General features: G+C 70.9%; 21 protein-coding genes and 1 tRNA gene. 14 read left to right on the plus strand and 8 right to left on the minus strand.

From position 1 onward, the window contains the following. Positions 1-226: 226 nt before the first annotated feature. A complete protein-coding gene (locus AB0O67_RS20490) occupies positions 227-892 on the minus strand; it encodes a bifunctional DNA primase/polymerase (protein ID WP_365451963.1) in 666 nt (221 codons plus the stop codon). Between the two features lie 503 nt (positions 893-1,395). Between AB0O67_RS20490 and AB0O67_RS20495 the strand changes: the two genes are divergently transcribed. After that, positions 1,396-2,904 (plus strand): PP2C family protein-serine/threonine phosphatase, encoded by a 1,509-nt coding sequence (locus AB0O67_RS20495; RefSeq protein WP_365452017.1) that lies wholly within the window; start codon positions 1,396-1,398, stop codon positions 2,902-2,904. Positions 2,905-2,986: 82 nt separating this feature from the next. Continuing rightward, positions 2,987-4,453 (plus strand): aminopeptidase P family protein, encoded by a 1,467-nt coding sequence (locus AB0O67_RS20500; protein ID WP_365451965.1) that lies wholly within the window; start codon positions 2,987-2,989, stop codon positions 4,451-4,453. Between the two features lie 88 nt (positions 4,454-4,541). Here the strand turns inward: AB0O67_RS20500 and AB0O67_RS20505 are convergent, their stop codons facing one another. Beyond that, on the minus strand, positions 4,542-4,991 hold the full coding sequence (locus AB0O67_RS20505) for an ATP-binding protein (protein WP_365451967.1): 450 nt from the start codon (positions 4,989-4,991) through the stop codon (positions 4,542-4,544). 267 nt (positions 4,992-5,258) lie between these two features. Between AB0O67_RS20505 and AB0O67_RS20510 the strand changes: the two genes are divergently transcribed. The 9 genes from AB0O67_RS20510 to AB0O67_RS20550 all read left to right on the plus strand — a co-directional run bounded on the left by AB0O67_RS20510 (position 5,259) and on the right by AB0O67_RS20550 (position 15,225). After that, complete coding sequence (locus tag AB0O67_RS20510; protein WP_365451969.1) at positions 5,259-6,071, plus strand: hypothetical protein; 813 nt, start codon at positions 5,259-5,261, stop codon at positions 6,069-6,071. 269 nt (positions 6,072-6,340) lie between these two features. Next, positions 6,341-7,090, plus strand: coding sequence for a YcnI family protein (locus AB0O67_RS20515; RefSeq protein ID WP_365451971.1), 750 nt, complete (start codon positions 6,341-6,343; stop codon positions 7,088-7,090). A 75-nt stretch (positions 7,091-7,165) separates the two neighbouring features. After that, entirely contained in the window at positions 7,166-7,819 is a 654-nt protein-coding gene (locus tag AB0O67_RS20520; protein WP_365451973.1) for an SCO family protein, read from the plus strand. Then, entirely contained in the window at positions 7,816-8,259 is a 444-nt protein-coding gene (locus AB0O67_RS20525) for a copper chaperone PCu(A)C (protein WP_365451975.1), read from the plus strand. Before AB0O67_RS20520 ends, AB0O67_RS20525 begins: the two co-directional genes overlap by 4 nt. A gap of 13 nt (positions 8,260-8,272) precedes the next feature. Then, positions 8,273-10,168 (plus strand): copper resistance protein CopC, encoded by a 1,896-nt coding sequence (locus AB0O67_RS20530; RefSeq protein ID WP_365451977.1) that lies wholly within the window; start codon positions 8,273-8,275, stop codon positions 10,166-10,168. 8 nt (positions 10,169-10,176) lie between these two features. Further along, the gene (efeB, locus tag AB0O67_RS20535; RefSeq protein WP_365451979.1) at positions 10,177-11,499 is read left to right on the plus strand and encodes an iron uptake transporter deferrochelatase/peroxidase subunit; all 1,323 of its coding nucleotides are present in this window, start codon (positions 10,177-10,179) and stop codon (positions 11,497-11,499) included. Positions 11,500-11,624: 125 nt separating this feature from the next. Next, positions 11,625-12,557, plus strand: coding sequence for a prephenate dehydratase (gene pheA, locus AB0O67_RS20540; protein WP_365451981.1), 933 nt, complete (start codon positions 11,625-11,627; stop codon positions 12,555-12,557). A 539-nt stretch (positions 12,558-13,096) separates the two neighbouring features. Continuing rightward, entirely contained in the window at positions 13,097-14,374 is a 1,278-nt protein-coding gene (gene serS / locus AB0O67_RS20545) for a serine--tRNA ligase (RefSeq protein ID WP_365451983.1), read from the plus strand. A 5-nt stretch (positions 14,375-14,379) separates the two neighbouring features. Further along, a complete protein-coding gene (locus AB0O67_RS20550) occupies positions 14,380-15,225 on the plus strand; it encodes an HAD family hydrolase (RefSeq protein WP_365452019.1) in 846 nt (281 codons plus the stop codon). A gap of 173 nt (positions 15,226-15,398) precedes the next feature. Here AB0O67_RS20550 and AB0O67_RS20555 read toward each other — a convergent pair. The 6 genes from AB0O67_RS20555 to AB0O67_RS20580 form a co-directional block, all read right to left on the minus strand. Beyond that, positions 15,399-15,489: transfer RNA gene (locus AB0O67_RS20555), tRNA-Ser, on the minus strand. Between the two features lie 270 nt (positions 15,490-15,759). Next, positions 15,760-16,056, minus strand: coding sequence for a hypothetical protein (locus AB0O67_RS20560; RefSeq protein WP_365451985.1), 297 nt, complete (start codon positions 16,054-16,056; stop codon positions 15,760-15,762). A 98-nt stretch (positions 16,057-16,154) separates the two neighbouring features. Further along, positions 16,155-16,874 carry an ABC transporter permease subunit gene (locus tag AB0O67_RS20565; RefSeq protein ID WP_365451987.1) on the minus strand — a complete coding sequence of 240 codons (720 nt, stop codon included), beginning with the start codon at positions 16,872-16,874 and terminating at the stop codon, positions 16,155-16,157. An 11-nt stretch (positions 16,875-16,885) separates the two neighbouring features. Next, positions 16,886-17,797, minus strand: coding sequence for an ABC transporter ATP-binding protein (locus AB0O67_RS20570; RefSeq protein WP_365451989.1), 912 nt, complete (start codon positions 17,795-17,797; stop codon positions 16,886-16,888). Next, on the minus strand, positions 17,794-18,702 hold the full coding sequence (locus AB0O67_RS20575) for an ABC transporter permease (protein ID WP_365451991.1): 909 nt from the start codon (positions 18,700-18,702) through the stop codon (positions 17,794-17,796). Before AB0O67_RS20575 ends, AB0O67_RS20570 begins: the two co-directional genes overlap by 4 nt. Further along, the gene (locus AB0O67_RS20580) at positions 18,692-19,681 is read right to left on the minus strand and encodes an ABC transporter ATP-binding protein (RefSeq protein WP_365452021.1); all 990 of its coding nucleotides are present in this window, start codon (positions 19,679-19,681) and stop codon (positions 18,692-18,694) included. Before AB0O67_RS20580 ends, AB0O67_RS20575 begins: the two co-directional genes overlap by 11 nt. 249 nt (positions 19,682-19,930) lie before the next feature. Between AB0O67_RS20580 and AB0O67_RS20585 the strand changes: the two genes are divergently transcribed. The 3 genes from AB0O67_RS20585 to AB0O67_RS20595 are packed head-to-tail and all read left to right on the plus strand — an operon-like array spanning position 19,931 to position 23,476. Further along, positions 19,931-20,773, plus strand: coding sequence for a M24 family metallopeptidase (locus AB0O67_RS20585; protein ID WP_365451993.1), 843 nt, complete (start codon positions 19,931-19,933; stop codon positions 20,771-20,773). 2 nt (positions 20,774-20,775) lie between these two features. Further along, a complete protein-coding gene (locus AB0O67_RS20590; protein ID WP_365452023.1) occupies positions 20,776-22,527 on the plus strand; it encodes an SDR family oxidoreductase in 1,752 nt (583 codons plus the stop codon). A 13-nt stretch (positions 22,528-22,540) separates the two neighbouring features. Further along, positions 22,541-23,476, plus strand: a complete 936-nt coding sequence (locus AB0O67_RS20595; protein WP_365451995.1) for a MerR family transcriptional regulator — start codon at positions 22,541-22,543, stop codon at positions 23,474-23,476. The last annotated feature ends 72 nt before the right edge of the window (positions 23,477-23,548 follow it).

Genomic DNA, 23,548 nt, shown 5'->3' on the forward strand with positions numbered 1-23,548 from the left:
GACGCCACCGCGCGGCCCCTCGTCGACCGGCACCTTGGCGGCACCGCGTCCCGGGACCGGCGCGGCCTTGGCGTCACGGTCGTCACCCGCGGGCCCCGCGGACGCCATGGCCAGCGGCAGCGCCACCGCGCACGTCACGACGGCCGCGAGGGCGAGCAGGCGGAGGTTCATGAGGGGACGATAACGAGTGGGGCCGGGCGCCCGGTTCCGCGCGCGCCCGACACCCTCAGAACTCGGGTGCGCTCACACCCGTACGAGTGAGTGCGTCAACGACGGCGTCCACCACGGCCTCGACGTCGGGCACCCACGGCGCGGCCGAGCCGGGCAGCGGCGCGCGCTCCCAGTGGATCTGTCCCTGACCGGTCTCCGACGGCGGCAACGCGACATAGCCGCCCTCGCTGTGGAAGCGCAGCGAGCCGGGCACGAAGTCCTTCGCGTAGAGCAGTTCGCCCAGCTGTTCCATGGAGTACGGCCTGACGAGCACGGCCCAGCGGGTGCGGGAGGCGAGGACCGGGCCGAGGCGCATGCCCGTGCGGTCCAGCGCGGCCAGGGCGCGCGCCGCGGCGGGGGCCGGGAGGCTGACCGCGCAGGGCGCCGTGCCGCCGGTGGCCAGGATGATCGGCGCCGTGGGCCGGTTGGTCCACCACCAGCGCACCATGCGCTCGTCGGTGGTGGCCGCGAGGAGGCCGGGGTCGAAGGGGTGCGCTCCGGGCACCGTGCACTCCGGGTCCGGGCAGCCGCAGCGAGCCCGGCCCTGCGGGTCCGCCGTGACGCCCGGGAGTACGGGCCATTCCCATTCCGCCGCGAAGGTCAGGGCCGCGCTGAGCATTTCAGGCCTCCCGTCGTTCCGCCTGGTCAGGAGCCTGCGTCGCCTTCCGAGGATCTCGCGCATGAGCGCTCGTTCCTTTCCGTTGCACGCCTGGCAACACCGTGGTCCACATCACATCATGTGTCGATCACTTCACTGTGCGTACCTGTTGGCGCATCACATCCCGGCTTTCCAGCACGGGTAACCCCTATGGGCCGAGCGTGGGCTGTGTCCGCGCCCATACCGAGTCCATCAAACGGATGGGCGTGGCGTGGGGTGGCGAAGTGTGGCGTTTGCCGTCGCGCGTATTTCTCTTCGCCGCCGTCACGGGAGGATGGGGCTCGGTCGTCGGTGGCTAAGACGCCCGGCTCCGTCACCAGGTTCCGGGTGCCCCCAACCACCCCTGGCCTTCACCGAGTACGTACCCATCACGACCGCTGTGACGCTCCGTCGAGCAAGCCCAGTCGACCGCAATAACGCATTACCTTAAGCAGTTTTCAGCCAACTTCCGCTTTCCGCAAGAGATCCCGGGAGATCCGTCCCGGAACCACAACAAGCCCGTGGACACCAGGAATCCCAGCAGGACAATGCTGGACATCCCCTCACGAGTGCGTGTACATGTGGAGACACCGCTAGCGGCGCAAAATGACATGGGGGTTTGCGATGCTTCTCAGCAAAACGCACCGGTCGGAAAGCCGGACGCCATGAACGCCCCGCACCCTCCGAAAGTGGCTGGAATCGATTCTGCCGTTCCGCCCCCCACACACACTGTCGCGCCCTCCTCACCGGCCACCGCCGCCGTCACCACCGGCCCCGGTGCCCTCCTCCAGGATCGGCTCGCCGGCTGGGTCTCGGACCTCACCACGCTGCACGAACTCACCGAACGCCTGGCCCGTACGGGCACCCTGGCCGACGCGCTCCAGGAGCTGCTGCGTGCCGGAGCCGCCCTGGTGGGCGCCCGGCGCGGCCTGGTCGTACTGGAGCCGGCCGACGGTCTCGGCCCGTGCAGCACCATCGGTCTGGGCCTTGCCCAGGCGGATCTCGGACACATCGAGACCGTGCCGCGCGGTGCGATGCCGTACGGCGATCTGCTGGAGGCCCCGGTGGGGCCGCGGAGCGGTGTGCGGGAGATCGTCCGGCCCGATCTGTTCGCCGAGGACGGCCTCGACCCACGCCACCGCGAGGTGGCCCGCCGTCTCGGCTACGCCGCGAGCTACGCGCTGCCCCTGGCCAACGACGCCGCGGGCCGGCTCGGCGCCGCCGTGTGGCTCTACGACGAACCCGCCGAGCCGGTCGAGCGGCAGCGCCATCTTGCCGGTCTGTACGCCCGGTACGCCGGCGAGCACCTCGCCCGGCTGCTGGAGGTCGAGCGCACGCGCGCGTGCATGACGACCATCTCCGAGGAACTGCTCCCCTCCCGGCTCCCCCGCGTCTCCGGCGTACAGCTCGCCGCCCGGCACCGCACCGGCCCGCGCGGCGGCGGCGACTGGTACGACGCGCTGCCACTGCCGGACGCGGCCCTGGGTCTCGCCGTCGGCTCCGTCACCGGGTCGGGGCCCAGCGCGGTCGCCGCGATGGGACGGCTGCGGGCGTCCTTGCGCGCGTACGCCGTGATGGAGGGCGAGGACCCGGTCGCCGTCCTGTCCGACCTGGAGCTGCTGCTCCGGCTGACCGAGCCCGCCCGATCGGCCACCGCCCTGTTCACCTACGTCGAGCCCGCCCTGCAAAAGATCACGCTGGCCGGCGCCGGGCACTGCCCGCCGCTGCTGATCGGGGAGCGGCGCACGGAGTTCGTGGAGACGTCCGTCTCGGCGCCGCTCGGGATGCTCGCCTGCTGGGAGGCGCCCAGCGTGGAAGTGCAGGCAGAACCCGGAGAGACGGTTCTGCTGTACACCGACGGGCTGCTCCAGCGCACCGGCGACCCCATGGACCGGGCGTTCGCGCGACTGCACGCCGCGGCGGCCGGGGTGCCGCGGGCCAAGCGGCGGGACCCGGGCGCGCTCACCGACCACGTCCTGCGGACGGTGCTGCCGGACGGGCTGGACTCGGCGGACAGCGAGGAGGACGTGGTGCTGCTGGCGGCGCGGTTCGAGTGACGCCGGTCATGGGCCTTCCGGCCCTGGGCCCCCCATTCGTGCGACCGTACGATGGAGGAGGTCGAGTGCCGTATCTAGGAGGATGACCGTGGCCGAAGAGCTCCCGGAGACCCCGGTGGAGACTTCTGAGGAAGAGCCCATCAAGCAGCGGAAGAACGGACTGTACCCGGGCGTGTCCGACGAGCTGGCCGAGAACATGAAGTCCGGCTGGGCCGACACCGAGCTGCACGACCTGCAGCCGATCCCGCAGGCCGCCGAGACGGCCGCCCGCCGCGCCGCGCTCTCCGCCCGCTTCCCGGGCGAGCGCCTGGTGATCCCGGCGGGCAACCTGAAGACCCGCTCGAACGACACGGAGTACGCCTTCCGCGCCTCGGTCGAGTACGCCTACCTCACCGGCAACCAGACCGAGGACGGCGTCCTGGTCCTGGAGCCCACGAGCGACGGCCACAAGGCCACGATCTACCTGCTGCCCCGCTCCGACCGCGAGAACGGCGAGTTCTGGCTGGACGGCCAGGGCGAGCTGTGGGTCGGCCGCCGGCACTCGCTCACCGAGGCGGAGCAGCTCCACGGCATCCCCGCCTCCGACGTCCGCGAGCTGGCCGACGCGCTGCGCGAGGCGACCGGCCCGGTGCGGACCGTGCGCGGGTACGACGCCGGCATCGAGGCCGCGCTGACCGACAAGGTCACCGCCGAGCGGGACGAGGAACTGCGGGTCTTCCTCTCCGAGGCGCGGCTGGTCAAGGACGAGTTCGAGATCGGCGAGCTGCAGAAGGCGGTCGACTCCACCGTGCGCGGCTTCGAGGACGTGGTGAAGGTCCTCGACAAGGCAGAGGCGACGAGCGAACGCTACATCGAGGGCACGTTCTTCCTCCGCGCGCGCGTCGAGGGCAACGACGTCGGCTACGGCTCCATCTGCGCGTCCGGCCCGCACGCCTGCACGCTGCACTGGGTGCGCAACGACGGGCCGGTGCGCTCGGGTGATCTGCTGCTGCTGGACGCGGGCGTGGAGACACACACGTACTACACGGCGGACGTGACGCGGACGCTGCCGGTCAACGGGCGGTTCAGCGAGATCCAGCGCAAGATCTACGACGCGGTCTACGAGGCCCAGGAGGCCGGCATCGCCGCGGTGAAGCCGGGGGCGAAGTACCGGAACTTCCACGACGCCGCCCAGCGCGTGCTCGCCGAGCGGCTGGTCGAGTGGGGGCTCGTCGAGGGGCCGGTCGAGCGCGTCCTGGAGCTGGGGCTTCAGCGCCGGTGGACGCTGCACGGCACCGGGCACATGCTCGGGATGGACGTCCACGACTGCGCGGCCGCGCGGACCGAGACGTATGTGGACGGTGTCCTGGAGCCGGGGATGTGCCTGACCGTCGAGCCGGGGCTGTACTTCCAGGCCGACGATCTGACCGTCCCCGAGGAGTACCGGGGCATCGGCGTCCGGATCGAGGACGACATCCTGGTGACCGAGGACGGCAACCGCAATCTGTCGGCGGGGCTTCCCCGGCGGTCGGACGAGGTCGAGGAGTGGATGGCCTCGCTCAGGGGCTGAGCCGGGTTCAGGTGAAGTGAGGCGACGGCCGGGTACCGGGGAGGTTCCCGGCCGTCGGCGTGTGCCGCGAGAGCGATCGCCGGGGCGGCTACACCGCCATCAGCGGAGCGTCCTCTCTCCACTTGAGGATCTTGTCGAAACTCACCACCGCGCCGTCCCGGCCGGGGTTGTTGCCGATGTGGACGTGGTCGGCCAGCTCCTCGATGAGGCACAGGCCGCGGCCGTGTTCGGCGTCGGTGCGGGCGGGCAGCGGGCGCGGGTGGGGACGCGCGAAGCCGGGGCCGGAGTCGGTGACCTCGATACGGCATTTCTCGCCGTCGAGATAGGCGGTGACCCGGTATGCCCCGGTGGAGACGCCGTGCGCGGTGTCCCCGCCGTGCTCAACGGCGTTCGCGCAGGCCTCGGTGAGGGCGACGGAGAGGTCGTACGAGACGTCGGGGTCGACACCCGCCGTCTCCATCGTGCCGAGCAGCAGGCGCCGGGCGAGCGGCACGCTCGCGGCTTCGCGCCGCAGATGGAGAGACCACCAGATGCTCATGCTCCAGCCTCCTGGCTGCGGCTCGACATACCGTTACGTATTACCGCGCGTACGCGTATGTAAGCGCAGAATCAACGTGATGCCGCCCATACGGGGGATGTGCTCAGGGTGGCGAACGGTGTATGTGGGACATGAGCGTTCCGGACGGGTGAGCGGCGGTGGCCGTCGCGCCGTACAGGTCGGTGCAAAAGGAACCTTCCGGATCGTACGGAATCTTGTGGACCTGCCGTATGGCCGCCGTGAGCGCAGTGGGATGATGAGGCCGCCATGTCTGCCCCCCACCGGCGCACTGTGCGCCCCGGAGCCGGACTCCGGATCCCGCGGGCCGCGGTCTTCGCCGCGGTCTGCGTCGTGCTGTCCGGGGCGGGGCACGCCATCGCCTCCTGCGCCACGGTGCCGCTGTGGACGCTCGGCGCGGGGTTCCTGGGCGTCCTCGCCGTCGCGGTTCCGCTGGCGGGACGGGAGCGCTCGCTTCCCGGCATCGCGGCGCTGCTGGCGGTCGGACAGACCGTGCTGCACACGCTCTTCGGGCTGGGGCAGCACGCCACGGCGGCCTCCCAGGCCGCCCAGACCGACGCCACGCTGGTCGCGCGGGCCGCGCGGCTGGTGTGCGGGGGCACGGTGGCCGCGATCAGCCCGGCACAGGCCCAGCGGATCCTCGCCGATGCCCGGCTGTACCCCGGCGGCGAGGCGGGCGGGCACGCCGCCCACCATCCGGCGGACGCCATGTCCACCGCCACCGACTCCTCCGTCGCGCTGCTGCCGTCCCTGCCCATGCTGCTCGGCCACGTCCTCGCGGCGGTCGCCGCGGGCTGGCTGCTGCGGCGCGGCGACCTCGCTCTGCTGCGGATCACCGAACTCTCGGCGCATTCGGTCGCGGAGGGGGCGCTCGTACGATCCCTGCGCGCGGCGTTCGCGCTGGCGCGCGCCCTGCGCGCAGGACTTCCGGGGACCCCGGAAGCCCGCCCGCGTGTCCGGCGCGCTCCTGTCCGTGCGGCATCCGAGCCCCGCACCCTCGCACTCCAGCACACCGTGATCCGGCGCGGACCACCCGCCGCCGTGCTCGTTCTCGCCGCCTGACGCGACGCGCGCCGCCACCGCTCTGCGTGGCCCCGCCGCCGCTGTCGCGCGGCACGCGCGCGTACCCACCGCTCCACGGACCCACCGCTTGACGGCCCCCGTTGTCCGACAGACCCGTTGTCCGACAAATCCGCTGTCCGACGGACCCGCTGTTCGGCGAATGCTCTTCGGTGGACCCGTCTTTTCGGTGAGGCCCCAACGGGCACCTCGACGCGCGCGTACCCCTCTTCACCAACGGATCCCTCACTCGAAGTGGAGTGCTCATCGCCATGAAGGCTTTCCGTCTCACCGCCGCCGCCGTCGTCGCCGGCTCGGCCGTCCTCGTCCTGTCCGCCCCCGCCTTCGCGCACGTCAGCGTGCAGCCGGAGGGCTCGGCCGCAAAGGGCGGCTACGCGGTCGTCGACTTCAAGGTCCCCAACGAGCGCGACGCCGCCTCGACCACCAAGCTGGAGGTCAGCTTCCCGACCGAGCACCCGCTGTCCTCGGTGATGCCGGAGCCGGTGCCGGGCTGGAAGATCGAGGTCACCAAGTCCAAGCTGGACAAGCCGATCGAGGCGCACGGGCGGCAGCTCACCGAGGCGGTCAGCAAGGTGACCTGGACCGCCGCCGGCAAGGGCGTCGAGCCGGGCTACTTCCAGAAGTTCCCGGTCTCCCTGGGCGCGCTGCCCGAGGACACCGACGAACTGGTCTTCAAGGCGATCCAGACGTACTCCAACGACGAGGTCGTGCGCTGGATCGAGGTGCCGCAGGAGGGTGAGGAGGAGCCGGAGAACCCGGCGCCGGTGCTTGAGCTGTCCGCCGCCGAGGACGACCACCACGGCTCCGCGGGTCCGGAGAAGGAGTCCGAGCAGCCGTCCGACGACGCCTCGGCCGCCGCCAGGACCACCTCCGAGGCCGCCGAGCCGGCCGACAGCACGGACACCACCGCCCGCGTCCTGGGCATCGTCGGCATCGTCGTCGGCGCCGCCGGTGTGGCCTACGGCGTGCTGGCCGGACGTCGGCGCGACACCGCCGCCTGACGCCGCCCGCTCCGACGGTGTGCGCCGGTACGCCACCGGCGCACACCGGAAATCTCACATCTGGGACATTTTTCTATGCGTAAGAAGACGTTCACGGCGGCCGCGCTGCTCGCTGCCGCCACCCTGACCCTGTCGGCCTGCGGGAGCGGGAACGACGACAGCGGTTCGCCCGTCTCGGTGGTCTCCGAGGAGGGCGGCGACGCCAAGGCGGCCACGGTCCTCGACCAGCCGTTCGAGAAGCCCGATCTGGTCCTGACGGACACGAAGGGCGAGAAGTTCGACCTCCGCAAGGAGACCGCGGGCAGGCCGACGCTGATCTACTTCGGCTACACCAACTGCCCCGACGTGTGCCCGCTGACGATGAACAACATCGCCGTCGCCAAGACCAAGCTGCCCGAGGCGGACCAGGACGAGCTGCGGATCGTGTTCGTCACCACCGACCCGGACCGGGACACCCCGGCCGCGCTCGGCAAGTGGCTCAAGGGCATCGATCCGCAAGCCGTCGGCCTGTCCGGCGACTTCGCCACCATCCAGGCCGCCGCCCGCTCGCTCGGCATCTCCATCGAGCCGCCGCACAAGGAGAAGGGCGAGATCGTCTCCACGCACGGCACGCAGGTCGTCGCCTTCTCCCCGAAGACCGACGCGGGGTACGTCCTCTACGGCGAGGACGCCACCGTCGACGACTACATCGAGGACCTCCCCAAGCTGGCCAAGGGGGAGAAGCCGTGAGGCGTACGGCGGTGACGGCGGCCCTGCTGACGGGGGCGCTGGCGCTCACGGGCTGCGGCTCGGACTCGGAGGCGGACGTCTCCGTCAGCGCCGCCTACATGCCGCAGCCCGTCTCGGACTCCATGGCGGCCGGCTTTCTGAGCATCGCCAACAAGGGCGGTACGGCGGACGAGTTGACGTCGGTGACCAGCGACATCGGCGAGGTGACCGTGCACCGGACGGTCGACTCGGCGATGCGCGAGGTCAAGCAGCTGCCGGTACCCGCGCACGGTGAACTCGTGCTGGAGAGCGGCGGGAACCACCTGATGTTCGAGAACCTCAAGCGCAAGCCGAAACAGGGCGAGACGGTCTCCGTCGCACTGCGCTTCGCCGAATCCGGCACGGTCACGGTGAAGATGCCGGTGAAGTCCGCCACGTACACCCCGGATTCCGGGCACTGAGGGAGGGACCACCTTGACACCGACCACCGCCCCCCGCTTCCGGAGCCTTGTGCTGCTGCTCCTGGCCGCCGCCGGGCTGCTCCTAGGCTGCGCCGGGACCGCCTCCGCGCATGCCGCGCTGACCGGCAGCGATCCCCAGCAGGGGGCTGTGGTCGACAAGGCCCCGGCACAGGTCTCGCTCACCTTCTCCGAGGCGGTCTCGCTCTCCGACGACTCGCTCCAGGTCCTCGACCCCAAGGGCGAGCGGGCCGACACGGGCGAGGCGAGCAACGTCAGCGGGACGACGTACACCGTGAAACTGCACTCGGGTCTGCCCGACGGCACCTACACGGTGGCCTATCAGGTGGTGTCCGCCGACAGCCATCCCATCGCCGGCGCCTACACCTTCTCCATCGGCGCTCCCTCGTCGACCTCCGTCTCGGTGGCGGACCGGACGGCCGGAGGCGGGGCCGTGGGGTGGCTGTACGGGATCGGGCGGTACGTGTCGTACGCCGGATTCATCGTGCTGGCCGGTGGGGCCGCCTTCGTGCTGGCCTGCTGGCCGCGCGGCGCGGGTGTGCGGGCCGTGCAGCGGCTCGTCGTCTCAGGTTGGGTGACGCTCACGGCGGCGACGCTGGGACTGCTGTTGCTGCGCGGCGCGTACACGCGGTCCGGGTCGCTCGGTGACGTCTTCGACCTCGATCTGCTCGGGCAGGTGCTCCAGACCAAGACGGGTGCGGCGCTCGTCTCGCGGCTGCTGCTGCTCGCCGCGGCGGCACTCTTCATCGCCGTGCTCTTCGGGGCGTACGAGAAGCGGGACGACGAGGAGAAACGGGATCTGACGTTCGGGCTGGCGCTCGGCGGGGGTGTGGTGGCCGCGGGGATCGCCGCGTCCTGGGCCATGGCCGAGCATGCCTCCAGCGGGCTCCAGCCGGGGATCGCGATGCCCGTCGACGTCGTGCATCTGCTGGCGGTGGCGGCGTGGCTGGGTGGGCTCGGCGCGCTGCTGGTGTCGCTCTACCGGGCTCCGGCACAGACCCCGCTGGAGGCCGTCGCGGTACGGCGGTTCTCCCAGGTCGCCTTCGGCAGCGTGGTCGCGCTGGTCGTGACCGGCCTCTACCAGTCGTGGCGGCAGGTCGGCTCCTGGTCGGCGCTCACCGGGACGCGGTACGGGCAGTTGCTGCTGGTCAAGGTGGCACTGGTGGTGTTGCTGGTCGGGGTGGCGTGGATCTCGCGGCGGTGGACCGGGCAGCTGGCGGACACCGTGGTCGCCGGTACGGCGGCCAGGCGGCGGGAGCGGGAGAGCGCCAAGGCCGCGGCGCGGCCGGGGTCCGGCGGCTCCGGCGACACCAAGCGTGCCGCGCAGCTCGCGCGGCAGCGGGCCGCCGTGGACACCGCCCGGCAGAAGCGTGAGCGGAACGCCGATCCGAACCGTCACGGATTGCGTCGCTCGGTGCTGGCCGAGGCGGGCGTCGCGGTGGTCCTGCTCGCCGTCACGACCGCGCTGACGTCCACCGAGCCGGGACGCACCGTGGAGGAGGCCGAGGCGGCCGCCGCGTCCTCGTCGTCCGCCGCCGCCTCGGCCACCGGCGTGGTCACGCTGGACATCCCCTTCGAGACGGGCGGCTCCGACGGCAAGGGCGTCGTCCGCATCGACATCGACCCGGCACGGGTCGGGGCCAACGACATGCACGTCTACGTGCAGCGCCCCAACGGCCGGGCCTTCGACATCCCCGAGGTGAAGGTCGCCTTCACCCTGAAGTCCAAGAACGTCGGGCCGCTGCCCGTCGTCCCCGACCACATCACCACCGGACACTGGTCGGCGAGCGGAGTGCAGATCCCCATGGCGGGCGAATGGGAGATCGCCGTGACCGTGCGCACGTCCGACATCGACCAGGTGACCGTCTCCAAGAACGCGCAGATCGGCTGAACATCACCATGGCTGAGCAGATTGCCGACCACACGGCCGACCGGCCCGTCCCGCAGACGCGTGCCGCTGAGACGCCTCCCCTGGGGGCCGTCCCGGCAGACGCGCTCCCCGGGGAGGGCATCTCGCGGCGGGCGCTGCTCGGTACCGCCGCTGCCACCGGCCTGGTCCTGGGTGCGGCGGGCGGCGCCGCCGGGTACGCGGCAGCGCCCCCCCAGGCGACGCCCCTCACGTCGCTGGGCGCCGATCGGGTGATGTTTCACGGGAAACATCAGCCCGGAATCACCACGCCGATGCAGGCACGGGGCCATGTCGTCGCCTTCGACCTCGCCGCCGGCGCCGGCCGCAAGGAGGCCGCCGCCCTGCTGCGCCGCTGGTCGGACACTGCCCGGCGACTGATGGCGGGCGAGCCCGCGCGGGACGGCGACACGAGTGTCGCGCAGGACGCCGGGCCGTCGTCGCTGACGATCACCTTCGGGTTCGGGCACAGCTTCTTCGGTCGCACGGGGCTGGAGAAGCTGCGTCCGGTCGCCCTCGATCCGCTGCCCGCCTTCTCCTCCGACCAGCTCGACAAGGCGCGGAGCGAGGGCGACCTGTGGGTGCAGATCGGCGCCGACGACGCCCTGGTCGCCTTTCACGCACTGCGCGCGATCCAGAAGGACGCGGGCGGCGCGGCCCGGGTCCGGTGGCAGATGAACGGATTCAACCGGTCGCCGGGGGCCACGGCCCACCCCATGACGGCGCGCAATCTCATGGGCCAGATCGACGGGACACGCAATCCCAGGCCCGCGGAGGCCGACTTCGACCGGCGGATCTTCGTGCCGGAGTCCGGGGCGGCCGACCCGGCCTGGATGGCGGGCGGCTCCTACGCCGTCGTACGCCGCATCCGCATGCTCCTCGACGACTGGGAACAGCTCTCGCTCAAGGAGCAGGAGGACGTCATAGGGCGGCGCAAGGCCGACGGGGCGCCGCTGTCGGGCGGGACCGAGACCACCGCGATGGACCTGGAGAAGACGGACGCCGAGGGCAACCTGGTCGTCCCGATCAACGCGCACGCGCGGATCAGCCGGCCCGACCAGAACGGGGGGGCGGCGATGCTGCGCCGCCCGTTCTCCTTCCACGACGGCATCGACGGCGACGGGGTCCCGGACGCCGGGCTGCTGTTCATCTGCTGGCAGGCCGATCCCTTGCGCGGGTTCGTGACCGTGCAGCGGAAGCTGGACCGGGGCGACGCGCTGTCGCGGTTCGTCCGGCACGAGGCGAGCGGGTTGTTCGCGGTGCCGGGCGGGGCGGCGGAGGGGGAGTACGTGGGGCAGGAGCTGCTGGAGGGCTGAGACCTGCCGTCCCCGGGACGGCCGCCCTGGTGTGGATCACTCCTCGGAGGGGGCGCGTTCACTCACCTGAGGGGCTCTCGTGAGACGCGTGAGCCGGGTGCGCGAAGGCCCATTAGGGTGAGGACATGCCAGCGAGCTATGCGTATCTCGGCCCCGAGGGCACCTTCACCGAAGTCGCTCTGCGGACGCTGCCCGAGGCGGCGACCCGCGAGCTGATCCCCTACGTGTCCGTGCAGTCCGCGCTGGACGCGGTGCGCGGAGGTGAGGCCGAGGCCGCGTTCGTGCCGATCGAGAACTCCGTCGAGGGCGGCATCACGACGACCCTCGACGAACTGGTCGCGGGCGCGCCGCTGATGATCTACCGCGAGGTGCTGCTGTCGATCACCTTCGCGCTGCTGGTCAGGCCGGGCACGTCGCTGTCGGACATCAAGACGGTCTCCGCGCATCCGGCGGCCCAGCCGCAGGTGCGCAACTGGCTGCGGAAGAACCTGCCGGACGCGACCTGGGAGTCGGCCGCCTCGAACGCGGACGCCGCCCGTCTGGTCCAGGACGGCCGGTACGACGCCGCCTTCGCGGGCGAGTTCGCGGCCGCCCGGTACGGCCTGACGGCCCTGGAGACCGGGATCCACGACGCGGAGAACGCGCAGACCCGCTTCGTGCTGGTCGGCCGCCCCGCCCGGCCTGCCGCGCCGACCGGCGCGGACAAGACGTCCGTCGTGCTCTGGCAGCGCGACGACCACCCCGGCGGCCTGCGCGACCTGCTGGGCGAGTTCGCCACCCGGGGCATCAACCTGATGCTGCTCCAGTCCCGGCCGACCGGCGCCGGCATCGGCAACTACTGCTTCTGCATCGACGCCGAGGGGCACATCTCCGACCGCCGGGTCGCCGAGACCCTGATGGGGCTCAAGCGGATCTGCCTCCAGGTGCGGTTCCTCGGCTCGTACCCTCGCGCGGACATGAAGCCGGGGGATGTGGGGCGGCCGCTGCCCGGCACGTCGGACGACGAGTTCACCTCGGCGGCGGACTGGGTCGCCCGGTGCCAGGACGGCCGGTTCTAGCCGGTATCGTTGGTCCGACCTGCATATTTTCGTTATCCACAGACGTTATCCACAGGTCCGCATCTCGACCTGGGGACAAGTCGACAGCAAGGTATGGCCTTGTCGACAAATCGCCCTGCAGAGCCTACCGATGTCCACCGGCCCGCCGGTCACCCTTCGTCCACTCTTTTCCTTCGGTCAACCCTTTCCAGCGACGCAACTCCACTCAAAAGTGGGCGCAAGGGAGGTTTGCCATGGGAATCCAAAGATCCATCAAGATCCTTCGGATTGATCAATTCCGAATCCACAGATCTCCCGCACAGCCTGTGGATAACTTTTCGGAGGGCGTGGGCTCCTGTGGACAACCCAGGCCTCAAGTCCCTTTCCCCACAAGGAAATCCAGTCAGCCGGCCACCCCTCGCCTGCCCCGATCAAGGGATCATGAAGATCTTTATTGACGAGGGTGTACAACAGCGACCAATTACGTCATAACGGTACGTAATCCTCGGCGCGGAATAGTGAGTCGTGGGCGCTCATCCCGCACCGGTAGCCTGGTGCGCGTGATTGACCTTCGCCTGCTCCGTGAGGACCCCGACCGTGTGCGCGCCTCCCAGCGTGCCCGTGGAGAGGACGTCGCGCTCGTCGACGCTCTCCTGTCTGCCGACGAGCGGCGCAGGTCGTCCGGCGTCCGCTTCGACGAGCTGCGCAACGAGCAGAAGGGCCTCGGCAAGCTCATCGGCAAGGCCTCCGGCGACGAGAAGGCCGAGCTGCTGAAGCGGGCGAGCCAGCTCGCCGCCGACGTCAAGGCGGCCGACGCCGAGCGCGACGCGGCCGACGCCGAGACCCAGGAGCTGCTCCAGCGGCTGGGCAACCTCGTCCACCCCGACGTCCCCGTGGGCGGCGAGGAGGACTTCGTCACCCTGGAGACGCACGGCACGATCCGCGACTTCGGTGCCGAGGGCTTCGAGCCCCGGGACCACCTTGAACTCGGTCAGCTCCTCGGCGCGATCGACGTCGAGCGCGGCGCGAAGGTCTCGGGCTCGCGTTTCTACTTCCTCACGGGCGTCGGCGCCCTGCTGGAGCTCGCCCTGGTGAACGCCGCGATGGCGCAGGCCACGGCGGCCGGCTTCACCCCGATGCTCACGCCCGCGCTGGTCCGCCCGCAGTCGATGGCCGGCACCGGCTTCCTCGGCCAGGCCGCCCAGGACGTCTACCACCTCGCCGCCGACGACCTCTACCTCGTCGGCACCTCCGAGGTCGCGCTCGCCGCGTACCACATGGACGAGATCCTCGACGCCGACAAGCTCCCGCTGCGCTACGCGGGCTTCTCGCCCTGCTTCCGCCGCGAGGCCGGCTCGCACGGCAAGGACACGCGGGGCATCTTCCGCGTGCACCAGTTCGACAAGGTCGAGATGTTCTCGTACGTCGCCCCCGAGGACTCGCAGGCCGAGCACCAGCGCCTGCTGGAGTGGGAGAAGCAGTGGCTGACCTCGCTGGAGCTGCCGTACCGCGTGATCGACGTGGCCTCCGGTGACCTGGGCGCCTCGGCGTCGCGCAAGTTCGACTGCGAGGCGTGGATCCCGACGCAGGGCAAGTACCGCGAGCTGACCTCGACCTCGGACTGCACCGAGTTCCAGTCCCGTCGGCTGTCGATCCGGGTCCGCGAGGACAAGAAGGTGCGCCCGTTGGCCACCCTCAACGGCACCCTGTGCGCCGTGCCGCGCACGATCGTCGCGATCCTGGAGAACCACCAGCAGGCCGACGGGTCCGTGCGCGTGCCCGAGGTGCTCCGTCCGTACCTCGGCGGCCGGGAGGTCCTGGAGCCGGTGGCCAAGTGAGCGACATGGCTCCCGCCGCCGGGTTCCCGTACCGGCTGATCGCCACCGACCTCGACGGCACGCTGCTGCGTTCCGACGAGTCGGTCTCGCGACGCACCCGCGAGGCGCTCACCGCGGCCACCGCGGCGGGCGCCGCCCACATCGTCGTCACCGGACGCGCGGTCCCGTGGACCCGGCACATATTCGACGACCTCGACTACACCGGCCTCGCCGTCTGCGGCCAGGGCGCACAGGTGTACGACGCCGGCGAGCGCCGCCTGCTGACGTCGGTGACCCTGGACCGGCAGCTGGCGGGGGTGGCCCTGGCCAAGATCGAGGCGGAGGTCGGCCCGCTGTATCTGGCGGCGAGCCGCGACGGCCTGGACGGCGAAGTGCTGGTCGGGCCGGGCTACGCGCTTCAGGGCGGGCTGCCGGCGACGCCATTCACAGAGCCGGCGGACCTCTGGTCGGCGCCGCTGAACAAGATCTACATCCAACACCCGACCCTGACCGACGACGAGCTCGCGGAGGTCGCCCTGCGGGCCGCGGGCGGCTTCGTCTCCGTCACCATGGCGGGCCAGGGCATAGTCGAACTCCTCCCCCTCGGCCTGTCCAAGGCGACGGGGCTGTCGCTGGCCGCCCGGCGTCTGGGCATGAAGGCCGCGGACACCATAGCCTTCGGCGACATGCCCAACGACATCCCGATGTTCGCCTGGGCGGCGCGGGGGGTGGCGATGGCCAACGCGCACGAGGAACTGCGGGCCGTGGCCGACGAGGTGACCGCGTCCAACGAGGAGGACGGGATCGCGGTGGTGCTGGAGCGATTGCTGGGAGCGGCGGCTTCGGCCCGGCCGGAGACCGGTTCGGCTTGAGCCCGGAGACCGGTTCGGCTTGAGCCCGGAGACCGGTTCGGCTTGAGCCCGGAGACCGGTTCGGCTTGAGCCCTGGCTCGGCACACGCCAACCGGCACCGGCCCTTCCGGGCTCAAGGCGAACCGGCCTGCCGGGGCTGCTCGGCGTCGGTCCAGCCGGGTGCCGGTTCGGCGTGGCGGAGGATGCACGGATCGAACGTGCGCGGGCTTTTCACGCCCGACCACGGCTTAGCAAGCCGGTGCCTTACCACTCGGCCAATCCTCCGGGTGGGCGGCCCACGCGAGAGCGACATCGCGTGCTCGAAGCGGCCGCCCCGGGCAGCTCCCCGTGCGGGGCGAGCTCGGCGGAGCGGTGGCGACTACTCCGGAGCCCGCCGCAGGCTGCCCTGACGGGAGCTGGACGTACTGTCGTGCATGGACATCGTCCGGCTCCTCTCCCAGTACATGGCGCCGGTTCGACCCGGCCTCGGGGACACAACCACTCTGCCCGTACGCCGAGTTGGCCGCCACTGATTAAAGAGGCGGCCGGGCCCCGCTACCGGCGGCGCCACCAGCGCCGACGGGCCTTGCTGAAGAACCACCCGGCAGGCGGTTCGTCCGAGCGCCACGGCTGCGGCTCGGGCTCGTCGCGGCGCCAGCGCTCGGCCAGCATGCGGGCGCGGGCCGAGGGCTCGGAGGTGCCGGCGGCCCGGACGAAGTCCTCGTCCAGGACGAGGTCGTCCCATCCGTCGCTCACATCCCCGGCGTTCACAGCCGGTTGGCTCATGGCCGCGTCGCTCATGTCGTCGCCCGACCGCCCGCGATCCTCGTGCTGGGGCGTCTCCTGCGTCATGCCCGTACCTCCCAGCCGTGCGTCACCGAAAGCCCAGTGTGCCCGGAACGGGGTGAGGCCCCCGTCAAGAACCGAGGGCCCCACCGTCCGGGTCCATGTCACTCCTCGCCGGCCAGCGTCAGCGATCGAAGCTTCTGCCCGGCATACCAGGTGGCGAGGACGGTGACCACGACAAGCAGCACCGTCGCCGTCGTCAGCCCGACGTCAGAGGTCACCAGTTCGCCGTTGCCCACCTTGTGGGCCACGGCCAGCGCCCACTGCTGGACGCTGAGCGTGCGCGCACCGGCCACCAGGGAGCCGAAAAGGGCCTCCCAGACCAGTGCGTAGACCAGGCCGAACACCACCGCGTGCCGGGACACCGTGCCCAGCAGCAGGAAGAGCGCGGCGTAGGCGATGGAGGCGACCAGCGCGGCCACCGTGTAGGCCACGGCGACCTGCTGGCTGTTGCCGTTCAGGATGAAGCCGGCGATCAGCGTGGGCACCGCGGAGAACACCATGGTCACCCCGATGGCCACGATCAGCTTGGTGAAGATGATCGTCGGCCGCTTCACGGGCTTGGACAGCAGATACACCACCGAGCCGTCGTCGATCTCCGGGCCGATCGCGCCCGTGCCCGCGATGACGCCGATGATCGGCACCATCGTGGCCAGCGCAAGTCCGCCCAGAAGGTCGGCGGCGGTCTGGTCGTCGGCGCCGGCGAGGGCACGCACGACCACGGAGATGGCGATCAGCAGCAGGGGCAGGGCACCGAGGATGAGGGCGCGGCGCCGGCCGAGCAGGGCCCGGTAGGTGAGCCGGGCGACTGTGGGGTCGTACATTCTTCGGCCTCCTACGCCGTGACCAGATACGAGAACACGGACTCGAGGGACTCGTCGGACGGCGAGACCGTCAGCAGACGGATGCCATGGTCCCGGGCCACCCGCGGCAGCAGGGCGGTGAAGCGGGGGAAGTCGACTGCCTGGATGCGCAACGCGCCCTCGGTGAGGTCCACTTCGATGCCGGACGTCGACGGGTCGGCGATCAGCGCGGCCGCGAGGGCGCGGTCGTCGCTGGAACGCACCAGGTAGCGGTGCGGCCGGTCGGTCATCAGGCGGCGGATCTTGCGGAAGTCGCCGCTGGCCGCGTGCCGTCCGGCGACCACGACCTCGATGTGCCAGGCGAGCTGCTCGACCTCTTCGAGGATGTGGGAGGAGAACAGCACCGTGCGGCCCTCGTCGCCCATCCGCCGCAGCAGATCCATCAGCTGCATGCGCTGACGCGGGTCCATGCCGTTGAAGGGCTCGTCCAGCAGCAGCAGCGACGGCTCGTGGACGAGGGCGGACGCCATCTTCACGCGCTGGCGCATGCCCTTGGAGTACGTGGCGATCTTGCGGTCCTGCGCGTACTCCATCTCGACCGTCGCGAGGGCCTTCTGGGCCGCCTTGGCGCCCAGGCCGTGCAGCTCGGCGTTGGCGACGACGAACTCGCGGCCGGTGAGGAAGTCGTACATCGCCTCGCGCTCGGGGACGATGCCGATCTGCTTGTAGATCTGCTCGTTGCGCCACACCTGCTGGCCGTCGAGCGTGACGGTGCCGGTCGAGGGGGCCAGGAAGCCGCCCATCATGTTGATCAGGGTGGACTTCCCGGCGCCGTTGGGGCCGAGCAGGCCGGTGACGCCGGGGCCGATCGTCATGGTGATGTCGTTGACGGCGACCACGTTGCCGAACCAGCGGGAGACATGGTCGATGGAGAGCGTGGTCACAGTCCCACCTTCTTGTAGCGGCGGATCAGGAGGCCGTAGCTCGCGGCGATCAGGCCGAGGGCGACGACGACGTAGACGACGCCCTCGCCGTTCGTCGGGCCGACCCCGCCGGGGAACGCCGATTCCGCGCCGAGGAAGGCGGACTGGACTCCGTCGATGAGGGTGACGGGCGAGAAGAGGCCGATCCAGGCGATGGAGCCCGAGGTACCCTGCGCGTCCGCGATGGCCTGCAGGGTGGACACCGCGCCGTAGGAGATGGTCAGCACGGCGATCACGGCCGCGATACCGAAGCCGCGTCGCGGCGTGACCGAGGCGATGACCAGGCCGATGCCGGCGAAGAGCAGTGAGAGCAGTGCCACGGACACGAGTCCCTGTGCGAATCCCTTGGTCTGGTCGGCGAAGTCGAGCTTGGCCAGCAGCGCGCCCACGTAGAGGACGAGCAGCGGGGCCGCGGTGAGGATGAACAGCGCCGAGGCCAGCGCCGCGTACTTGGCGCGCACGTAGTCGGCGGTCTCGATGGGCCGCGAGAAGTACAGCGGCACGGTCTTGAAGCGCAGGTCGCGCGAGACGGACTGGGGTGCCTGTGAGGCGATGTACAGGCTGATCACGGCCTGCATGATGATCGCGTAGCGCGTGTAGTCCACGGGCAGGTCGTTGGCCTTGGTGGCGACCGCGACGGCGACCATGATGGCCGCGGGCACGCACATCACCACGAACAGCAGCATCGGGAGCACCTTGGACTTCACCGAGCGGCCGAGGCCGTAGGAGCCGCGCAGGGACTGCGAGTAGAGGGAGCGGCGGGCGTAGGCGCGGCCGAGGCGCGGGCCGTCGTACGTGCGGTAGCCGATGTTGTGGATGCGGGTCTGGTCACCCGGCGCCGTGGGTACGGGCTGCTCAACCGCCATGGCGGACCGCCTCCTTCCGCTGCTCGTCGGTGTCGGTCTCGGTGCCGGTGTCCGTGCCGGTCGTGAAGACCTCGGAGATGTGGTGCCGGCGCTGCTCCATGCGCACCAGGCCCAGACCGAGGTCGGCGACCGTGTCCCGGACCAGGTCGTAGGTCTCCTCGCCCTGCGCGGTGAGCAGCAGGACATGGCCGGCGCCGGGCAGTCCGCTGCCGGCTGCGACGGTCACACCGCGCGCGTGGAGCGCGTCGCGCACCGCGCGGGTGCCGTCCGGGTGCTCGTCGGTGTCGGTGACCTCGATGGCGAGGGTCGTCGTGGTCTGCGTGAAGTCCGTGGTGGAGCTGGAGCGCAGGAGCTTGCCGCCGTCGACCACGACCACGTGGTCGCAGGTGCGCTCCAGCTCGCCCAGCAGATGCGAGGTGACCAGCACGGAGATGCCGAAGTCGGTGTAGATCCGGCGGATCAGGCCGAGCATCTCGTCGCGGCCGACCGGGTCGAGGCCGTTCGTCGGCTCGTCCAGGAAGACCAGCTGCGGGTCGTGGACCAGGGCCTGCGCCAGCTTGACGCGCTGCTTCATGCCTGTCGAGTAGCCGCCGATGGGGCGGTAGCGCTCCTCGTACAGGCCGACGTGGCGCAGCGTGTCCGCGGTGCGCTCGCGCGCGGCGGTGGGCGGCAGGCCGGACATGCGCGCCATGTGGACGACGAACTCGGTGGCCGAGACGTCGGGCGGCAGACAGTCGTGCTCCGGCATGTACCCCACGCGCTCACGGATGGCGGCGCCCTTGGTGGCGACATCGAGTCCGAGCACTTCGGCGCGGCCCTCGGTGGCGGGGGACAGACCCAGCAGGATCTTGATCAGTGTGGACTTGCCGGCTCCATTGGCTCCGACGAGTCCGGTCACACCGGGCCCGACGTCCACGGAGAGCCGGTCAAGCGCGGTCACCCGGGGGAACCGCTTGCTCAGGCTTTCGGTCGCGATCACAGTCACGTCCACGACGGTAGTGATGAGAGCCGCGCAAGTCGTCAGACCCCAGAGCCGTCTTCACGTCACTCTCGAGTAGTACGGGACCCTGAGGGTCACCCTGAAGGTCGAACCGCACGTCATGAGTTGTCCACATCCGTACTGTTGTCCACAGCCCAGGGCATTCCTATTGACGCAGCCTCTGACAACTGTCACATTCACCGATGTCAAGTTACGAGCACGTACCGCGACGGGTGGGACGGGGGTGCCATGGCGACGGCAGTGACCAGTGAACGCTCGGCGGAGCTGAGCGGGTTCCGGAGAGTGCAGCGCCTCGCCTACGAGTGCGCGGAGGCCGTGGCCGCCCAGCTGAAGCCGGGCGTGACCGAGCGTGAGGCGGCGCGGATGCAGCGGGAGTGGCTGCGCGCGCGGGGCGTACGGGACTGGTTCCATCTGCCGTTCGCCTGGTTCGGCGACCGCACGGCGTTCGCCGGCTTCCGCGTCCCGCTGCAGTTCTTCCCCACCAGCAGGCGCCTCGAGCCGGGAATGCCGTTCATCCTGGACATGGCCCCGGTGTTCGAGGGGCACACGGCGGACATCGGCTACTCCGGCTCGCTCGGCATCAACCCCGTGCAGAACAAGCTGATGGCCGATCTGGAGGCGCACCGCGAACTGATCCTTCGCGAGGTGCGCGAACGGCGCCCGCTGCGCGAGATCTACGAGGACGTGGACCGCCTCATGGTCCGCCAGGGCTACGCCAACCGGCATCGCGCGTACCCCTTCGGAGTGATCGCCCACAAGGTGGACCGGGTGCGGGAGCGCCGCTGGTCCCCGCGCCTGTTCGGGTTCGGCACGCAGTCCCTGAAGGGTCTCGCCGGTGACGTGCTGCACGGCCACCGCGAGGGGTGGTCCCCGCTCTGGTCGCCGTACCGCTTCTCGGACCACCCGCCGCGGCCGGGACTGTGGGCGGTCGAACCCCACCTCGGGTTCCGGGGCACGGGCGCGAAGTTCGAGGAGATCCTCGTCGTCACCGACTCCAGGAACCCCGAGGAGAGCGCCTGCTGGCTGGACGACGACCTGCCGCACGTGCGGCGCTGGGCGGAGGAGAAGTGACGATGCTCGCAGGCGCGCGGGAGCGCCGGGTGCGCACGGGCGGGATCGAGCTGTGCGTGGCCGAGCTGGGCGATCCGCAGCAGCCGACGGTCGTCCTCGTGCACGGCTACCCGGACAGCAAGGAGGTGTGGTCCGAGGTCGCGAACCGCCTCGCGCACCGCTTCCACGTCGTGTTGTACGACGTCCGGGGCCACGGCCGGTCGACGGCACCGCGGCCGCTGCGCGGCGGGTTCACGCTGGAGAAGCTGACGGACGACTTCCTGGCCGTCGTGGACGCGGTGAGCCCGGACCGCCCGGTGCATGTGGTGGGGCACGACTGGGGCTCGGTGCAGTCGTGGGAGTTCGTCACCGTCCGGCGCACCGAGGGCCGGATCGCGTCGTTCACCTCGATGTCCGGGCCGTCCCTGGATCACTTCGGACACTGGGTCAGGCAGCGGGTCAGGCGCCCCACCCCGCGCCGGGTCGGCCAGCTCCTCGGCCAGGGCGCCAAGTCCTGGTACGTGTACCTGCTGCACACGCCCGTCCTGCCCGAGCTGGCCTGGCGCGGCCCCCTCGGCAAACACTGGCCGCGCATCCTGGAGCTCATGGAGAGGGTCCCGGGCGACACCTATCCGACCTCGTCGCTGCCCACGGACGCGGCGCACGGGGCATGGCTGTACCGGGACAACGTACGGCGCCGGCTGCGCAGACCCCGTCCGGACGCCTACGCGCACGCGCCCGTGCAGCTCATCACGCCCCTGGGCGACGCGTTTCTGTCCGAGCGTCTCTACGACGAGCTGGAGCGGTGGGCTCCGCAGCTGACGCGGCGGACGCTGCCCGCCCGACACTGGATCCCGCGCAGCCGTCCGGACCAGCTGGCCGCCTGGATCGAGGAATTCGTGATCGCCAACGAAGGAGGCGGGCCGGTGATCAAGGCGACGGGCCGGTACGCGGACCGTTTCGGCGGGCAGCTCGTGCTGGTCACGGGCGCGGGCAGCGGCATCGGTAGGGCGACGGCGTTCGCGTTCGCGGAGGCCGGCGCGCGGGTGGTCGCCGTCGACCGGGACGCGGAGGGGGCGGCCAGGACCGCCGAGATGTCCCGTCTGATCGGTGCGCCGCAGGCCTGGGCCGAGACCGTCGACGTCTCCGACGAGCAGGCGATGGAGAAGCTCGCGGAGAAGGTCGCGACGGAGTACGGCGTCGTGGACGTGCTGGTGAACAACGCCGGGATCGGACTGTCCGGAGCCTTCCTGGACACCACCACCGAGGACTGGCGCAAGGTCCTCGACGTCAACCTGTGGGGCGTGATCCACGGCTGCCGGCTCTTCGGCCGGCAGATGGCCGAGCGCGGGCAGGGGGGCCACATCGTCAACACCGCGTCGGCGGCGGCGTACCAGCCCTCCCGGGTGCTGCCCGCGTACAGCACCTCCAAGGCCGCCGTGCTGATGCTGAGCGAGTGCCTGCGCGCCGAACTCGCCGGGCGGGGCATCGGTGTCACGGCGATATGCCCCGGCTTCGTCAACACCAACATCACGTCGACGGCCCGCTTCGCGGGCGTGGACGCGGCGGAGGAGAAGCGGCGCCAGAAGCGGACCGCGCGGTTGTACGGAATGCGGAACTATCCGCCGGAGAAGGTCGCCGCGGCGATCCTGCGGGCGGTCGTGCGCGACGAGGCGATGGTGCCGGTGACTCCCGAGGCGCGAGGCGCGTACCTGATGTCGCGGTTCCTGCCGGGGGCGCTGCGCAGGATCGCCCGGGTGGAACCGCGGTGGTGAGCGAGGCACGCACATGAGCGCAACGACGTACCGCATCGAGGACCTCGCCCACCTCACCGGCACCACCGTCCGCACCATCCGGGCGTACCAGGACCGCGGCGTCCTCCCCCGGCCGGAACGCCGTGGCCGTGCCAACACCTACACGGACACGCACGTCCACCGCCTCCGCCAGATCGCCGACCTCCTCGACCGGGGCTACACCCTGGCCTCGATCAAGGAACTGCTGGAGGCCCACGACACCGGCCGCGGTCTCGGCGGGGTCCTCGGACTCGTGGCCGAGGTGGACGGCCCGTGGACCGACGAGGAGCCCGCCCGGATCACCCGCGGCGATCTGACCGAGCGCTTCGGCGGCACCCCCGACGACGCGGCGATCGCGCAGGCCGTCGAGCTGGGGGTGCTGGAACCGGTGCCGGGCGACGCGGAGGTGTTCGTCGTCCCGAGCCCTCAAGAGCTCGCCGTGGCGGTGGAGTTGCACGCGGCCGGGGTTCCGCTGTCGGCGATCTCCGCTCATCTGCGGGAGTTGAGGGCACAGGTGGAGCACATCGCCTCCCGCTTCCTGGAGTTCACCACCGAGCATGTCTTCGCTCGCTACCTCGACGGAGCGCACCCTCCGACGGACGCGGAGGCGGCGGAAGCGGCGTCTCTCGTGCGACGGCTGCGCCCGCTCGCCCGGCACACGGTGGACGCGGAACTGGCGCGTGCGATGCGCGTGTTGTCGTCCCGGCATCTGCTCCGGCATCTCGGTGGCAGCGCGAGCGAGAGGGCGGGGGACGAGACGCGACTGGTGCGGATACCGGCGGACACGATGCGGGCCGTGGAAGCGCTGGTTGGCGCCGAGCAGGCCGGTACGTTCGTCGCTCTCGCCGCCGAACGGGAGGTGCGGGCGCGAGCCTTGGACCAGCTGGCCTCAAAAGGTGCAAAACACTCAAAGATTGATCAAAGCACCTGAAATACTTGGGTGCTTGTCCACAGCTCCGCCAATTGCCCTGTGGATAACTACAGTTAGTTGTGGATCAAACCT

It is taken from the genome of Streptomyces sp. NPDC086077, from assembly GCF_040686175.1.
Taxonomy (GTDB): domain Bacteria; phylum Actinomycetota; class Actinomycetes; order Streptomycetales; family Streptomycetaceae; genus Streptomyces.

Bases quoted from the DNA above. Each gene is read 5' to 3' on its own strand.
- AB0O67_RS20565 (WP_365451987.1), bottom strand. From the start codon at position 16,874: ATGTACGACCCCACAGTCGCCCGGCTCACCTACCGGGCCCTGCTCGGC.
- AB0O67_RS20515 (WP_365451971.1), top strand. From the start codon at position 6,341: ATGAAGGCTTTCCGTCTCACCGCCGCCGCCGTCGTCGCCGGCTCGGCC.
- AB0O67_RS20575 (WP_365451991.1), bottom strand. From the start codon at position 18,702: ATGGCGGTTGAGCAGCCCGTACCCACGGCGCCGGGTGACCAGACCCGC.
- pheA (WP_365451981.1), top strand. From the start codon at position 11,625: ATGCCAGCGAGCTATGCGTATCTCGGCCCCGAGGGCACCTTCACCGAA.
- AB0O67_RS20595 (WP_365451995.1), top strand. From the start codon at position 22,541: ATGAGCGCAACGACGTACCGCATCGAGGACCTCGCCCACCTCACCGGC.
- efeB (WP_365451979.1), top strand. From the start codon at position 10,177: ATGGCTGAGCAGATTGCCGACCACACGGCCGACCGGCCCGTCCCGCAG.
- AB0O67_RS20510 (WP_365451969.1), top strand. From the start codon at position 5,259: ATGTCTGCCCCCCACCGGCGCACTGTGCGCCCCGGAGCCGGACTCCGG.
- AB0O67_RS20550 (WP_365452019.1), top strand. From the start codon at position 14,380: ATGGCTCCCGCCGCCGGGTTCCCGTACCGGCTGATCGCCACCGACCTC.
- AB0O67_RS20520 (WP_365451973.1), top strand. From the start codon at position 7,166: ATGCGTAAGAAGACGTTCACGGCGGCCGCGCTGCTCGCTGCCGCCACC.
- AB0O67_RS20590 (WP_365452023.1), top strand. From the start codon at position 20,776: ATGCTCGCAGGCGCGCGGGAGCGCCGGGTGCGCACGGGCGGGATCGAG.
- AB0O67_RS20585 (WP_365451993.1), top strand. From the start codon at position 19,931: ATGGCGACGGCAGTGACCAGTGAACGCTCGGCGGAGCTGAGCGGGTTC.
- AB0O67_RS20560 (WP_365451985.1), bottom strand. From the start codon at position 16,056: ATGACGCAGGAGACGCCCCAGCACGAGGATCGCGGGCGGTCGGGCGAC.
- AB0O67_RS20495 (WP_365452017.1), top strand. From the start codon at position 1,396: ATGCTGGACATCCCCTCACGAGTGCGTGTACATGTGGAGACACCGCTA.
- AB0O67_RS20490 (WP_365451963.1), bottom strand. From the start codon at position 892: ATGCGCGAGATCCTCGGAAGGCGACGCAGGCTCCTGACCAGGCGGAAC.
- AB0O67_RS20500 (WP_365451965.1), top strand. From the start codon at position 2,987: ATGACCGTGGCCGAAGAGCTCCCGGAGACCCCGGTGGAGACTTCTGAG.
- AB0O67_RS20505 (WP_365451967.1), bottom strand. From the start codon at position 4,991: ATGAGCATCTGGTGGTCTCTCCATCTGCGGCGCGAAGCCGCGAGCGTG.